The organism is Myxococcus guangdongensis (genome assembly GCF_024198255.1).
GTDB lineage: Bacteria > Myxococcota > Myxococcia > Myxococcales > Myxococcaceae > Myxococcus > Myxococcus guangdongensis.
On record NZ_JAJVKW010000013.1, the window covers coordinates 140,348 to 156,596 of the forward strand.

Here is a 16,249-nt window from a genome sequence, read left to right on the forward strand (position 1 = left end):
TCCGCCGACTCGCTTCGAGGCTCAGCCCACCTTCGCGTGAGCCTCGCGCTCCTCGCCCACGGTCTCCCCAGCGGCCCGCGTCACGATGCGGTTCTCCTGGGTCCCCAGGTGGATGACCCCGTCCCGGCTGGTAATCGAGGCACGCAGGACGTCCCCCGCCTTCAGGTAGCCCGCCGTGTTGCCCTGCTTCAGGATGAGCTTCGCGAGCGTCTTGTCGGACAGGAAGACGCTGATGACCTTGCCCACCTGTCTCGCCAGCTTCGACATGTTCCTCCCCGCCGCCACGCCGCTCGGCGTCCCCGTCAGCACCAGGTCTCCGGGGAACAGGTCCATGACCTCCGACAACTCCGTGAGAGTCTCCTCCGGCGGGTAGATCATCTCCGAGGTGCTCGCGTCCTGCCTCGGCTCGCCATTGACAGACAGTTCGAGCCGCAGGTCCATCAACCGCGCGCAGTCCTCCGCGTCGAGCAGATAGACATACGGCCCCACCGGGCAGAAGGTCCGGAAGCTCTTCGCCTTGTGCCACTGCCCCTCCGCGAGCTGGAGGTCCCGGGCGGAGATGTCATTGCCCATCACAATCCCGGCGACGAAGTCATGCAGCCGCGCCCGCTCCACGCGCACCGGCCCCGAAATCCTCCGGCCGATGACGAGCCCCAGCTCGATTTCGTAGTCGAGCATCCGGACTCGCTCCGGCTTGACGATGTCCTCCGTGCTCGAGGCCAACGACGAAGAGGCCTTGCGGAAGAACTGGTTGAAGTCCTTCGCGTCCGGGTCCTGCCCCACTTCCAACATGTGGCTGCGGTAGTTCTGCCCCTGGCAGACCACGTTGCACGGCGACGTCACCGGCGCGAACAACTCGAGGCCCGTCAGGGCGATGGCCTCGCCCTCGTTCCCCGCCGCCATCCACCGCGCCTTCGCCGCCCCCTTCTCGAGGAACTCCGCGAGGGACTCGTACCGCCCCGGGATGGGAACGACCTGCTCCTGGCGGACCCAGCCCCACCGGACCTCGCCTCCTGCCCTGAACCGCGCGACATGAATTCCCATGAGCCAAGGCTCCTTCAACGTGGCCCGGCGGCCACCGTGAGCGCATCCAGGAAGCAGGTCATCCGGTCCGCGACCTCGCGGACGTGCGGCGCCTGCAACATCGTGTAGTGATTGCCCGGCACCTGATGCAGCTGGGCCTGGAGCAGCCGCTCCCCCCAGCTCTCCACCGGCGCGGGCAGCGTGTCCGACGAGGGCGAGGCCAGCTGCTCCGCCTGGAGGAAGAGCACCTTGCCGCGATAGGGCTCGGCCCGGTAGCGGGACAGGGCCCTCGCGTTCCGGGAGAAGACCCGGAAGCGCTGCTCCATCTCCGCCAGCTCCACGCCGGGCAGCGAGCCCAAGGCCCTCGCGTGCTCGACCAGGTAGCCCAGGCGCCCCGCCTCATCGAGCGTCTGGAGCTTCGTCGCGTCGAGCTTCGCCGCCTCCGCGCCTCCCAGCAGGTCCGTGGCGAACCACGCCATGAGCGCGCCGGGCTCCTCCGCTCGCTGGTAGAGCTCCGGAGACCAGGTCTCCAACAACAGGAGCAGCTCCACCTGCTCGGACCGCGCTTCCAACTGCCGCGCCATCGCCTGCGCGACGATGCCGCCCGTGGACCAGCCTCCCAGGCGATACGGCCCGCTCGGCCGGACGCGGCGCACCTCTTCCAGGTAACGCGCCGCCATCTCCTCGATGGAGCCCGCGTCCTGCTCCGGCAGCGCCTGCAGCGCGTAGAAGGGCTGCCGGGGACCAAGCTGTCTCGCCAGCGGCGCGTAGCACAGCACGTCGCCTCCCGTCGGGTGCACGAAGAAGAGCGGTGGCTTGTCGCCCGTCTCCTGGATGCGCACCAGCGGCTCACGGGCGCGAGCGCCACCTTCCTGCTGGACGAGCAGGGCCGCGAGCTGACGGATGGTGTCCGCCTGGAACAAGAGGGAGACAGGGAGCTGTCGCCCCCAGCGGGCGCGCAGCCGGGACATCAGCCGGACCGCCAGCAACGAGTGGCCTCCCAGTTGGAAGAAGCTGCTGGTGACGCCGATGGGGCGCAAATCGAACAGCTCCTCCCAGAGCGCCACCAGCTCCAGCTCCAGCGCGTCCCTGGGCGCGACGTACGACGCCGAGAGCTCCGGTGCCGGCGCCTCGGGCACCGGGAGGGCGCGGACATCCAGCTTCTGGTTCGGCGTCAACGGCAGCGCGTCGAGCCGGACGAAGAGGGAGGGAACCATCGCGGGCGGCAGCCTGTCCCGAAGGAAGCGCGACAGCTCCGAGGGGGTGACCGTCTTCGCGGCCACGACATAGGCCGTGAGCGCCACCTCGCCCGAGGCGTCGGCCCGCGCCACCACCACCGCCTGACGGACCTCCGGGTGCTGGCGCAGCTCCGCCTCGATTTCCCCCGGCTCGATGCGCACGCCCCGGACCTTCACCTGGTGGTCCTCGCGCCCCAGGAACTCGATGCGTCCCTCCGGCAGATGACGGACGCGGTCGCCTGTGCGGTACATGCGCGCGCCCACCTCGCCCGCGAAGGGGTCCGGGATGAAGCGCTCCGCCGTCAGCTCGGGGCGGTGGAGATAACCCCGCGCCACCCCTTCGCCTCCGATGAACAGCTCACCGGGCACGCCCACCGGCACGGGCCGCAGCCCCGCGTCCAGCACGTACATCCGCGTGTCCGCGATGGGCCCGCCGATGGTGACGAGTGAGGCGTCCTTCGCCACCCGCTCGAACGAGGACCAGATGGTCGTCTCGGTCGGCCCGTACATGTTGAGCACCTCGCCCTCCACCCGCGGGAGCACCTGGCGCGCCAGGGCGACGGGGAAGGCCTCTCCGCCCACCAGGAGCTTGCGGAGCGGACGCAGCGACTCCACGCCTCCCGGCTCCAAGAGCAACATCCGCAACATCGACGGCGTGCACTGGAAGTGGGTAACACCGTGCGCGGCGATGAGCGAGGGGATGTCCTCGGGCGACGCCTGGGGCCGCGTGCACTGTTCCTTCAGGGCGTTCAAGGTCTCGAGCCCCGCCAGCGTCGCGTCGACGTCCATCCCGAAGTCGATGAGACAGGCGACCTCGTCCACGCCCAGCTCGCGCAGCCTGTCGATCAACGGCAGGCAGCTCTCCACGTTGCCGAACAGGCCCATCTGGTTGAAGTACCGGTCGATGGCCTTCGCGAGCAGCTGGTCGACGTCCGCCTCGGAGAGCGCCTCCAGCTCGCCCCCGTGCGGCAGCGGCCCGATGACCGAACGCAGCAGCCCAATCGAGCTCTTCAGGTACTGGCGCAGGGGCGCGTTCACCTTCTGGCGGATGTCGTCGACGTCCTCGCCCATGAACGTGTGCAGCATGAGGGTGACGTGGCCCGGCCCCGGCCCGTGGCCCGCGGCGGCCCAGGCCTCCCGATAGATTCGGACCTTCTTCGCCAACTCCGTGAGGTTCTGTCCGAGCAGGTGCGTGAGCACATGGGCGCCCGACGCTCCCGCCGCGCGGAACGTCTCCGGGTTGCCCGCCGCCGTCACCCAGACCTGGACCTCTGATTGGACCGGCCTGGGCAGGGACTGGATGGGGACGTCCTGCCCCTGTCCGTTCCGGAAGGACACCGACTCGCCCTTCCAGAGCTTCTTGACGGTGGCAATCTGCTCGAAGAAGGCGCTGCGCGCGTCGGCGAAGCGCTCCGGCGCGAGCACGAAGTCATTGGGGTGCCACCCCGAGGCGAACGAGAGGTCCACGCGTCCGTCGGAGAGGTTGTCCACGATGGACCACTCCTCGGCGACCCGGATGGGGCTGTGCAGCGGGAGCACGATGCTGCCCGCGCGCAGCCGGACGTTCCGGGTGGTCGCCGCCAGCGCCGCGCTGATGACGGAGGGGTTCGGATAGAGCCCACCGAAGGCGTGGAAGTGCCGCTCGGGCGTCCAGACCGCCTTGAAGCCATGCGTGTCCGCGAACCGGGCGCCCTCCAACAGCAGCCGATACTTGGCCTTCGTGTGCTCCCGCTCGTCGCTGGCGAAGTAGAAGAGGCTGAACTCGAGCGGCTTGCTGGACACGCCAGGCCGGCTCGACACGCCCTGCTCGCCACGGAGCACCACCTGGAAGCCCCGGGTGAGCGAGTACAGGAGCTCCAGCACGGAGATGTCGAACGACATGCTCGTCGTGGCGAGCCACACGCCGCGCTCGTGAGCGCTCATGGCGCCGTCCATCGCGTCGAAGAAGCGCGCGACGTTGCGGTGACAGACCATGCACCCCTTGGGGCGCCCCGTGGAGCCCGAGGTGTAGAGCGTGTACGCCACATTCTCCGCGCCCACCCCGCTCCTCGGCGGCGCCATGGCATCGGAAGCCTCCTCGCCGCCGGCCTCCAACAGCACCACCTTCGCGGCCGTCTCCGGCAGGCGCGTCGCGTGGCCCGCGTCGACCAGGACGACCTTTGCCTGGGAGTCGCCGAGCATGTAGGCGAGCCTGTCCGCGGGATAGGTCGGGTCCATCGGCACGTAGGCGCCGCCGGCCTTCAGGATGCCGAGCATGCCCGCCACCATGTCCGCGCTCCGCGGGACGCAGAGGCCCACCCGCACCTCGGGTCCGACACCGAGCGCCCGCAGCCGGTGCGCCAGTCGATTGGCGCGAGTGTCCAGCTCGCGGTAGCTCAGCCGTTCGGCGCCGGAGACCAGGGCGATGGACTCCGGGGCCGCGAGCACTCGCGCCTCGAACAGCTCGTGGAGGCACGACGCCGGGGTGCGCGCGGAGCGGGTCTCGTTCCAGGTGTCGAGCACCTGGCGGCGCTCCTCGGGCGTCAGCAGGGGCAGCTCCGACAGGCGCCGCTCGGGGTCCTCGACGAGCCCCTCCAGCAGCGTCTCCAGATGCCCCACCATCCGGACGATGCTCTCCGCGTCGAACAGGTCCGTGCGGTACTTCAGCACGCCGCCCAGCGACGCGTCCGTCTCCGTCAGCTCCAGCGAGAGGTCGAACTGGCCCTCCTGCTGGGGGATGTCGAAGGGCCGCAGCACCAGACCTCCGGGAAGGGCCGGGTGCGCCTCGTCCCCCTGGTAGATGTCCTCCCGGGGCGTGGGCTGGAGCATGAACGCCACCTGGAAGATGGGCGAGCGGCCGGAGTCGCGCTCCGGGTTCAGCTTCTCCACGAGCAGATGGAAGGGGAAGTCCTGGTGCGCGAGCGCGCCGACGACCGTCTGTCGCAGCTGCCCGAGCAGGGTCCGGAACGAAGGGTCCCCGGAGAGACTTCCCCGCAGGACCATCATGTTCATGAAGTTGCCCACGACCTTCGCGAACTGGGGCTGCGTCCGCCCCAGCGTGGGTGTTCCCACCAGCAGGTCCTCCTGCCCCGAGTAGCGGTGCAGGAGCGTCATGAACGCGCCCAGCAGCAGCGTGTACAGGGTGACGCCCTCCTGCTCACAGAGCGCCCTCAACCTTCGGGGCAGCGTCCCCTTCAGCGACACGGGGACCGAGGCGCCCGCGTAGCCCTGCACCTGCGGCCGGGGCTGAGCGATGGGCAGGTCCAGCGGCGGCAGCGTGCCTCCCAGCTGTCGGGACCAATAGTCCCAGAGCCGCTGCCCCGTGGCGCCCGCGAGCATCTCGGCCTGCCAGCGCACGTAGTCCACGTAGGTCGCCTGCGGCGGAGGCAGCGTCGCGGGAGCGCCCGCCTTCTCCGCGGCGTAGAGGTGCCGCAGCAGCTCCTCCCCCAGCACCAGCAGCGACCATCCGTCGTAGACGATGTGGTGGATGGCGATGAGCAGCACGTGGTCGCGAGGGCCCCGGGTGAAGAGCCGCACGCGCATCAGCGGGCCCCGCTCCAGGTCGAACGGTGCCTCGTACGCCTGTGTCACCCGCGCCCGCAGGGACTCGGCATCGAGCCCTGGGACTTGGACCTGCTCGAACTGGACCTCGACCTGCTGGCGCACCCGCTGGACGGGCTGCCCCTGGTGCGTCGTGAAGGTCGTCCGCAGCGCGCCGTGTCGGTCCACGAGCTGTTGGCAGGCGCGTCGCAGCGCGGCGACGTCCAGCTCGGAGACGATGCGAATCGACAGCGCCGTGTTGTAGGCGGCGCTGTCGGGTGCCACCTGGGAGACGAACCAGAGCGCCTGCTGTCCGTGGGAGAGCGGATGGACGGACTCGCCGTCGGCCGCGAGCCGGCGCAGGTGCTCCACCAGCGTGGCCTTGTTCGTGGACAGCTTCGCCAGGTGCTCCGGCGACAGCGCGCCCTTGGGGGCCCGGTACTTCAACCGCTCCCCCTCCACCCAGAGCGTGACGCCCTGCCGGGACAGCTCGGCGATGAGTTCGTCGGTCATCACAGCTCGCCTTCCTCCCAGTCCTGGGTCGTGGCGGTGCGTCCCGCGCCACGCCCGTCGAGCTGCTCGGCGAGGCGCTGCGACAGGTGCGCGATGCTCGCGCCCTGCAACAGCTCATCGAGCTGGAGGCTCACGCCCGTCTCCGCGTGGATCTTGTGCTTCAGCTCGAGCGACAGCAGCGAGTCCAGGCCCAGGGTGCTCAGGGGCTGCTCCGCGTCCAGCCGGGCCACCGGCATCTTCAAGAGGTTCGCCACCTGCTCCCGCAGATAGCCGTCCAGCAGCGGGCCTCGCTGACCGGGCTCCGTGGAGAGCAGCGTCTTGGCGAAGGTGCTCGCCGCGGAGGCGGCGTCCTGGAGCGCCTGCGCCCCGGGAGGCGGCGGCAACGCGTACGGCCCCTTCGTCACCGCGCTGTAGGTGGCGTCGTACGAGACACGCGCGCCCAGCCGCTCGAGGTTGATGCGGCGAATGGTGTCCACGTCCATCGACTCGTCCTTCGTCACCGTGAACAGGAGGTAGGCGGCCAGTCGGCGCTTGAGCAGCTCACCGAGCATGTGGATGCCGTGCAGGTGCTTCTGCGTCACCTCGTCCAGGTCGCGAGTCACCCGCGTGAAGTTCTGCTCGAAGTCCGGGTCGTGGAGGAAGTTGGCGATCTCCTGGCTGGACTCGACGGCCTCGACGATGCGCAGGTGGTTGCGGGCAAGCAGCTCCGCCCACTCGGCCTGGGGCACGAAGAGCGTGGTGGACTCCGGGTGCTCGATGGCGCTGGCCATGTTGGACAGCGTCTCCGCCATCACCAGGTAGCCGCCGTTGCGCAGGCTCCGGCTGATGTTCGCGAAGAGGTCCGCCTTGTTCCGGATGTGGTGGATGACCTGGAACGCGATGACCAGGTCGTACGTGGACGGGAACGCGTCCCGCGAGCTGTCCTGGTAGTGGAGCTTGATGCGCCCATCCAGCCCGAGCCCGCGGATGCGCTGCCGCCCCGCCTCGATCTGGTCCGGCGAGATGTTGCAGCCATGCAGCTCGAGGTGGGGGTGCGCCTTGCCCAGGTCGATGAGGTCCGCGGCGTGGCCACACCCGATGTCGAGCACGCGGGTGAAGGACGAGAAGTCGAGCCCCCGGTAGAGCGTCCTCGCCATCTCGAGGTTCGACTGGAGGGCCAGGTCGTAGAACTGCTTGTAGACCGCCTCCTTCGCGGGGTCGGCCTCGGGCCGGTACATGGCGATCCACGAGAAGCCGGGCACGGGCTCGCGCAGCGTCGCGAAGCGCAACGAGGGGAACTGCACCGCCGTGTTGACCTCCGCCAGTTGGACGATGGTCCGGTAGAAGGTCACCAGCACATCCGTGTTGGGGATGAGCGAGTCGAGCCAGTAGCGCTCACGCTGGAAGGGATACGTCGGCAGCGCCACGCGTCGGCGCGCGTACCCCTTGTCCACTCCCTCCCAGTCCACCTCCACGCCCTTCACGTACAGCTTCGCCGCGCTCCCCAGCAGCATCTCCCAGTCGCTGCTCCCCACCCTCAGGCTCCCCACCCACTGCGCCTCCCCCTCCCCCAGGTACCTCTTCCCCACCCCCGTCAGCGTCGGCTTCGGCCCCACCTCCACGAAGACCCGGTACCCCCTCTCGTACAACCCCTTCACTCCCTCCCAGTACCTCACCGGCTCCCTCAGGTGCCTCGCCCAGTACCCCGCCTCCCTCTCCTCCCCCTTCACCTCCCTCCCGCTCACGTTCGACACCAACTCCAACTTCGCCCTCTGCATCTCCACCTTCCCCGCCGCCCTCTCGAATCCCTCCTTCATCGGCTCCATCAGCTCCGAGTGGAACGCGTGCGTCGTCTTCAACGCCCGGCACTCCTTCCCCCTCGCCTTCAGCCTCCCCTCCACCTCCTCCACCTCCTTCACCCTCCCCGCCAGCACCACCTCTCCAGGCCCGTTCACCGCCGCAATCAACCTCTCTCCACCTTCCCCCTTCACCTCCTCCTCACTCGCCAGCACCGCCACCATCTTCCCTTCACCCTCCAGCCCCTCCATCAACCTCCCCCGCTCCATCACCAGCTTCAGCCCCTCCTCCAGGCTGAACACTCCCGCCACGCACGCCGCCACGTACTCACCCAGGCTGTGCCCCATCACCGCCGCCGGCTTCACTCCCCACTCCCTCCACACCTCCGCCAGCGCGTACTCCACGCTGAACAGCGCCGCCTGCGACACGCTGCTCTTCTCCAGCAGCACTCCCTTCCCTCCGTACAGCACCTCCACCAGCGACTCCCCCAGCTCCCCCTTCACCACCTCGTCGCACTGCTTCATCACTCCCCGAAACGTCTCGCTCGTCTCGTACAGCTCCCTCCCCATCCCCTCGTGCTGCACCCCCTGCCCCGTGAAGAGCAGCACCACTTCCTCCGCCTTCTTCGCCTGGCCTTCCGCGCCCTTCTCCACCGCCCCGCCGCTCGCGTACCTCGCCAGCTCTTCCTTCAGCTCCTCCCCCGTCCTCCCCACCACCGCCACCCGGTGCCCGAAGCGCGCTCGGCCTGTGTTCGCCGTGAAGCACGCGTCCCCCACCTCTTCTCCCAGCCCCTTCGCGTACCGGCCCGCGAGCTCCCTCAGCGCCTTCTCATTCCTCGCTGACAGCGCCAGCACGTGCCTCGGCCTCTCCTTCCCTCCCTTCCTCTCCACCTCCGGCGCCTCTTCCAGCACCACGTGCGCGTTCGTCCCGCTGGCGCCAAACGAGCTCACGCCGCCCACGCGCTTTCCGTCTCGCGCGGCCCACGGTGCGAGCTGGGTGGGAACCGCCACGGGAAGCTCATTCCAGGGGATGTACGGGTTGCCGCGCTTGAAGTGCAGATGCGCGGGCACCTCGCCGTGCTTCAACGAGAGCACGAGCTTGATGAGCCCCGCGATGCCCGCCGCGTACTCGAGGTGACCGATGTTCGTCTTCACCGAGCCGACCTGGAGGGCCGCGTCGCCGTCGCGCTTCTCGCCGAACACCGCCCCCAGCGCGCGCAGCTCGATGGGGTCGCCCAGCGACGTGCCAGTGCCGTGCGCCTCCACGTAGCCCACCTGCTTCGGGTCCAGGCCCGCATCCGCCAGCGCCTGACGAATCACCGCCTGCTGCGCGAGCCCGTTGGGCACCGTCAAATCACTGCTGTGCCCGTCCTGGTTCACCGCGGAGCCACGAATGACGGCCAGGACCTGGTCCCCATCCGCCAGCGCCTCCGAGAGGCGCTTGAGGACGACCATGCCGCAGCCCTCGCCCCGGCCGTAGCCATCCGCCGCGGCGTCGAACGTCTTGCAACGCCCATCCACGGCGAGCATGCGCGCCTTGCAGGTGGTGATGGTGCCCTGCGGCGTCAGGATGAGATTTACCCCGCCCACGAGCGACAGCGAGCTCTCGCCGGAGCGCAGGCTCTGACACGCCAGATGCACCGCGACGAGTGACGAGGAACAGGCGGTGTCCACGCCGAGGCTCGGCCCCTGCAGGTCGAAGAAGTGCGACAGCCGACCCGTGGCGAACGTGAGCAGGCTGCCCGTGAGGTAGCTCGCATCGATGCTGTCGGCGCCCTTGCCCTGGATGAGCTGGGTGTAGTCGCCGGTGGCGCCGCCGATGAACACCCCGGTCTTGCTGCCCGCGAGGCTCTGGGGAGCGATGCCCGCGTGCTCCAGCGCCTCCCAGGCCACCTCCAGCAGCAGCCGGTGCTGGGGGTCCATGTTCACCGCCGAGCGCGGAGGAATCCCGAAGAAGTACGGGTCGAACAGGTCCACGCCTTCCAGGAACGCGCCGTTGCGCGTGTACATCTTCCCGGGCTTGGAGGGGTCGGCGTCGTAGTACGCGTCGATGTCCCAGCGGCTGGGCGGCACCTCGCCCACGGCGTCCGTCCCCGCTCGCAACATCCGCCAGAAGGAGTCCGCGTCATTCGCGCCACCTGGGAACCGGCAGCCGATTCCGATGATGGCGATGGGCTCCGCCGTCTTCTTCTCCGCGACGCTCTCGCCCACGGAGCGAAGGAGCATCCTGGCGAGGTTCACCCGCTTCTCGGGGGAGAGACCACGCACCAACTTCTCCATGACGTCACTCATTTGAGCCCTCACCAGGGAAAGACTGTGCAAGCGATTGCAACGCGGTCTCCGACAACCGCTCTGCTTCACTCAGCAATTCGAAGATGGCTTCGTCCTTCAACAACGGGTCCACATCGACGACCACGGCGTCGGCGAGCGCCACCCCTGGCCGAACGGGGAGGAGCACCGCGAGCGCGGGGACCTCCTTCGCCAGGAAGTCGGTCAGCTCCGCCACCGTCGGATAATCGAACGCGAGCGTGGACGGGAGCTTGTGTCGGAGGCTTCGCTCCAGGTGGTTCTTCAGCTCGACGGACATGAGCGAGTTCATGCCCATCTGGAAGAAGCCCTGCCCCGGCGTCAGCGACGAGGGCTCCGCGCCCAGGACGCGTGAAGCCTCGCCTCGCACGAAGTCCTGCAACACGTTGCGGCGCCGTCCCTCGGGTGCCTCCTCCAGGCGACGCAGCAGCTCGGAGGTGACGGCGCCCTGCTCCACGGGGGTCTTCGGGGCAGGGGCGCCCACGGAGATGTGCTCGAGCAGGGGCCGGTGTCTCCGCGCTTCCTGCAGCGGCTTGAAGCGACTCCAGTCCACCGACGCCACGGTCCGCTGGGTGACGCCCGCGCCCACCAGACGCTCCAGCAGCATGAGCGCCGCCTCGGTCGGCATCGCCTCCAGGCCGACCTGCGAGAAGAAGCGCTGCGCCTGCTCGGAGCCCGCCATTCCGCCTTCGCTCCAACGGCCCCAGTTGATGCACGTGGCCGCCAGTCCTTGGGACTTGCGGTGGTGCGCGAGGGCGTCGAGGAAGTGGTTCGCCGCCGCGTATGCGGTCATGCCCTGCGAGCCCCACACGGAGGATGCCGAGGAGAACAGGACGAAGCAGTGGAGCGGCAGGTGACGGGTGAGCTCGTGGAGCATCCACGCGCCCATCGCCTTGGGGTGGAAGACGGACGCGAGGTCCTCCGGCCCCGTCTCCTTCAGGGCGCGGTGCACCGAGATGCCCGCCGCATGGAAGATGCCCACGAGCGGAACGGGGTCCTGCTCGCATGCATCGATGAGCGCACGCGCCTGGTCCGGTTCGCCGACGTCGCACCGCACGTAGCGCACCGATGCTCCTTGCGCCTGGAGTTCACGCAGAGCCTTGACCTGCGATGTGAACAGACTGTCCGAGGGGAGTGCTGCCCAGTCGCGCTCGGCGGGAAGCTCGGTGCGACCTGACAGGAGCAGGTGCCGGGCGCCATGGGCCACCAGCGACTTCGCGACCTGGAGCCCCAGTCCTCCCAGGCCTCCGGTGATGAGGTATGCCCCATCGCTTCGCCAAGGAGCCTTGCCCGCGACAGGCACCTCGGCGCGCACGAGCCGCGCCACATGTCGCGTCTTCCCACGGAGGGCGAGCTGGTCCTCACCATCCGGTGCCCACAGCTCCTCGCAGAGCGCGTCGACCTCCTGTGCGTCCGGCGATGCGGAGAGGTCCACGAGCCCGCCCCACAGCTCGGGGTGCTCCAGCGCGAGCACTCGCCCCGCGCCCCACAGGGGCGCCTGCGTGACGGAGACGGGACTGCCCTCGCTGACGGACTGCGCGCCCCGGGTGACCAGCCACAGCCGCGTGTTCGCGCCCATGCCTCCGCCCAGCCGCTGCACCAGCGTCAACAGGCTTCCGCAGCCGCGCCCCAGCGTTGTCGCATCCGGTGACACGCCGCCGAGGTCCAGGTTCCACAGATGCACCACACCTCGGAGGGGGCTGCCCTCCGCAGCCAGCTTCTCCAGCACCCGCTGCCAATCCGAGGAGTCCGTCGGTTCGACCCGCATCTCGTCGGCTCCGAGCGTCCGCTGCCTCGTGGCCGGGTCCGTCGATTCGACGTGAGCCTCATCGGCTCCGAGTCTCTGCGCACCGGGCTCCGCGAACAGCAGCGCGCAGCGCTCGCCCCGGGCTCGCAGCCGCGCGGCCAGCGCCTCCCCCGTGCCCGTACGGTCGCAGAGAATCAACCACCGGCCGGAGGCTTCGCCCTTCCGCTGCGCCTCGGACTTCGGTGCGCGCGGCTTCTGGGGCCACGTCACCTCGTACACCCACTCACGCGAGGCGAGCGGCGCCAAACCCTCCAGTTCGGAGTCCTCCGCGGGCGCCGCCCAGGCCCCCGCGTCCTCGAACGCGGTGAACGGGGTCAGCGCCGCGAGCTTCGCGCGATTCACCCGCGCCAGATACGGCGCCCCCGCGTGCTCGTCCTTCTGGGCGACGAGCAACGCATAGCTCATCAGTCCCTTGTCGAGCGCCTTGCCGAAGTTGCGCATGGCATCGAAGTTCCGCTTCACCAAATCACTGAGCTTGAACCGCGTGGCCACGACCTCCAGGTGACGGTCGAACCCGGGGTCCTCGAGGAAGCACGCGGCCTCCCGGCTGATGTCGACCCCCTCCACCAACCGGAACCGGTGGCGCGCCAGCAACTCCGCCCACTCCTCCGCATTGACGTTGTACGACGCCGTCTCCTCCACGTTGATGGCCGAGACACCATTGGCGACGAAGTCGGCGAGCAACAGGAAGCCTCCGTTGTGGAGGCTCCGGGAGAGATTCGCGAACAACGCCCTCTTGTCCGCGACGTGAGTGGCGACCTCGAACCCGAAGGCCACGTCGTAGCGGTCCGGGAAGGCGTCCTTCGCGCTGTCGCGCGCGAAGACCCGGACGCGCTCCTGGAGCCCACGCGCCCTCACCCGCTCCCCGTCGATGGCTGCCTGCTCCGCGGAGATGGTGTAGCCATCCAGGCGCAGGTGCGGGAACTTCCTCGCCAGCGAGATGAGGTCGGAGGCGTACCCGCAGCCGAAGTCGAGCACCTTGCGCACCGAGGACCAGCGGACGCCCCGGAACAGCACGGAGCGAAGCCCTCGCTGCCCCTCCAACAACAACTCCGTGTGCTCGGGCCGCTCCGGGAGACCATAGACGCTCAGGAGCCACGAGAAGCCCGGCACCGGTCGACGCTGGATGCCGAAGGTCAGGTAGACCTCGTCGGGCGCGAGCACCCGCTCCCGCTCCACGGAGTCGTCGTAGAAGCGGGACGGAGTGCCTTCCGCGTGCGCGGACGTCACCGTGTTCCCGGGCTCCTCCCGCGCCTCCAGACGGGCGTCGACGGGGCGTGCCACGCTTCGGAGCGCGGCAGGACGCGGCTCCAGCCAGTAACGCGAGCGCTGCCAGGGGTAACCCGGCAAGGACGTGCACTCACCCGCCTCCGGATACACCGCGCGCCAGTCGATGGGATGCCCCGCCGTGTGGAGGGCCCCGAGCGACTGCAACAGGACCTCCAGCTCCGCCTCGTCCCTGCGCAGCGAGGGCAGCACGAGCCCCTCCGTGCGCGAGGCCCCGACGATGCGCTCGATGGACTGCGTCAGGATGGGATGAGGGCTCAGCTCCACGAAGACGTGGTGCGGGCTCGCGAGCAGCTGCTCGATGACCTGGGAGAACAACACCGGCTCGCGCAGGTTGCGCTGCCAGTAGCGCGCATCCCAGTCCGTCCCATCCGTCAGCCCACCGGTGACGGTCGAGTACACGGGCAGGCTCGCCGCCCGGGGCTGGAGATTCCCGAGCACCTCGCGCAGCTCCGGGAGCAGCGGGTCCACCTGCGGAGAGTGGGAGGCGACATCCACCTTGATGGCCCGGCAGAAGACGTTGCGGGTCTTCAGCCGCTCCATGACCGCCTGCAAGGCCACGGCGTCTCCCGCCAGCACCGTCGTCGTCGGGCCGTTGCTCGCCGCGATGGACAGCCGGTCCTCGAAGCCCGCGAGCACGGCCCGCGCCTCTTCCAGCGAGAGCCCCACGAGCGCCATCCCGCCCTGCCCCCGGACACGGCGGAGCAGCGCGCTGCGACGGCAGATGACCCGCGCGGCGTCCTCCAGGGAGAGCACGCCCGCGACATGGGCCGCGGCCACCTCACCCATGCTGTGGCCCACCACCGCGTCCGGATGGATGGCCCAGGCACGCCACTGCGCGGCGAGCGCCACCGCGATGGCGAACAGCATCGGCTGGATGACGCCGATGTCCTCCATCCAGGAGGTGTCATCCGTCTTCTCGAGCAGCGACAACAGGGCGAATTCCCCATGCGCCCGCATGGCCCGCTCGCAGTCCTCCAGCGTGGCGCGGAACACCGGCGACACCCGGAGCAGCTCCCGCGCCATCGTGGGCCACTGGGAGCCCTGCCCGGAGAACACGAACACCACCTTCGGCCTCCGGGGCGAGGCCACTCGCTGGGAGACCGCGGGGAGCGGCTCGCCCCGAAGGAAGGCGCCCAGGTGCTCCACCAGCTGCTCGCGCGTGCGCCCCACCACCGCGAGCCGGTGCTCATGGTGGCTGCGCCGCGCGCTCGCCGTGTAACAGACATCCTCCAGCCGTCCCGGCGCGCCGCCCAACCAGGTCTGGTACTCGCGAGCGAGCTGAAGCAGCGCCTTCTCGTCGCGAGCGGACAGCGTCAGCAGGTGGGCGGAGCGCTCGGGCGACAGGGGCGGACGCGCGCTCGTCGACTCCGGCGCCTCTTCGAGGAGCAGGTGCGCGTTGATGCCGCTCAGGCCGAAGGAGCTGACACCCGCCACGCGCCTGCCGGACGCCTTGTCCCAGGGGCGGAGGCGGGTGGGGATGGCGATGGGCAGCTCACTCCAGGGGATGGCGGTGGTGGGCCGCTCCAGGTGGAGGTGCGGCGGAATCTCGCGGTGCTGGAGCATCAGCACCACCTTCATCAGTCCAGCGATTCCGGCCGCCGCCTCCAGGTGCCCGACGTTCGTCTTGATGGAGCCCAGGCCGAGGGGCCGCGAGGACTCCCGCCCTGCAGCGAACACCTTCTGCAGCGCGCGCACCTCTATCGGGTCGCCGAGCGGAGTCCCCGTCCCGTGCGCCTCGACGTAGTCCACCTGCGAGGGCTCCACGCCCGCGTTGGCCAGCGCCCTGCGAATCACCGCCTCCTGCGCGGGACCGCTGGGCACCGTGAGGCCACCACTGGGACCGTCGTGATTGACCGCGCCGCCCCGGATGACGGCCAGCACCGGGTCCTTGTCAGCGAGCGCGTCGGAGAGCCGCTTGAGCACCACGACACCGCAGCCCTCGCCGCGCACGTAGCCGTCGGCCGCGGCGTCGAAGGTCCTGCACCGTCCTGTCGGCGACTGGGAGCGGAGCCGCGACGAGACGATGTGCCCGTCCGGCGCCAGGATGACGCTCACGCCGCCCGCGATGGCCATGTTGCTCTCGCGAGCGCGCAGGCTCTGACACGCCAGCTGCACCGTCACCAGCGAGGAGGAACAGGCGGTGTTCACCGCCATGCTCGGCCCCTGGGCGCCGAGGATGTACGAGATGCGCCCGGCCATGAAGCTGGAGTCGTTGCCGAACGCCAGATACGCATCCATCAGCGCCGGGGCGGCCTGCTGCGCCTGGAGCTGGGCGTAGTCGTTGAGCATCACCCCGACGAACACCCCGGTGAGGCTGTTCGCGATGCGCTCCTGCACCTGCCCCGCGTTGGCGAGCGCTTCCCACGTCACCTCCAGCATCAACCGCTGCTGGGGGTCCATGCTCGCCGCCTCGCGAGGGGCGATGCCGTAGAACCGGGCATCCAGCTCGTCGAGCCGCACCCCCTTCAGGAAGCCGCCCCAGCGCGTGTACATCTTCCCTTCCGCCGCGGGGTCCGGGTCGTAGTAGTCGTCGATGGCCCACCGGTCCGCCGGCACCTCGACGATGGCGTCGCCGCCCTCACGCAGCAGCGCCCAGAGTGCCTCCGGGTGGTTCGCGCCGCCGGGGAAGCGACACGCCATGCCGATGATGGCGATGGGCTCGCGCTTCTCGCGTTCGCTCGCCTCCAGCCGCGCTTGCATCTTCTCCAGTGCGACCAGGGCGCGAGCCAGGCGTGCACTGTTCTCGTGCGGGTCCAAGGGGCTGCTCATCGTCGTGC

4 protein-coding genes are annotated in these 16,249 nt (G+C 69.7%); all 4 read right to left on the reverse strand.

The window, feature by feature from the left end:
- Positions 1-21: 21 nt before the first annotated feature.
- From LXT21_RS33520 to LXT21_RS33535, 4 genes are read right to left on the reverse strand one after another with little or no spacing between them, the layout of a single operon-like run.
- Entirely contained in the window at positions 22-1,044 is a 1,023-nt protein-coding gene (locus tag LXT21_RS33520) for a fumarylacetoacetate hydrolase family protein (RefSeq protein WP_254042291.1), read from the reverse strand.
- A gap of 14 nt (positions 1,045-1,058) precedes the next feature.
- Positions 1,059-6,293: a MupA/Atu3671 family FMN-dependent luciferase-like monooxygenase gene (locus LXT21_RS33525; RefSeq protein ID WP_254042292.1), complete on the reverse strand. Its 5,235-nt coding sequence runs from the start codon at positions 6,291-6,293 to the stop codon at positions 1,059-1,061.
- Entirely contained in the window at positions 6,293-10,360 is a 4,068-nt protein-coding gene (locus LXT21_RS33530; protein ID WP_254042293.1) for a type I polyketide synthase, read from the reverse strand. The genes LXT21_RS33525 and LXT21_RS33530 overlap by 1 nt, the downstream gene beginning before the upstream one ends.
- The gene (locus LXT21_RS33535; RefSeq protein ID WP_254042294.1) at positions 10,353-16,241 is read right to left on the reverse strand and encodes a type I polyketide synthase; all 5,889 of its coding nucleotides are present in this window, start codon (positions 16,239-16,241) and stop codon (positions 10,353-10,355) included. Before LXT21_RS33535 ends, LXT21_RS33530 begins: the two co-directional genes overlap by 8 nt.
- Positions 16,242-16,249 lie beyond the last annotated feature (8 nt).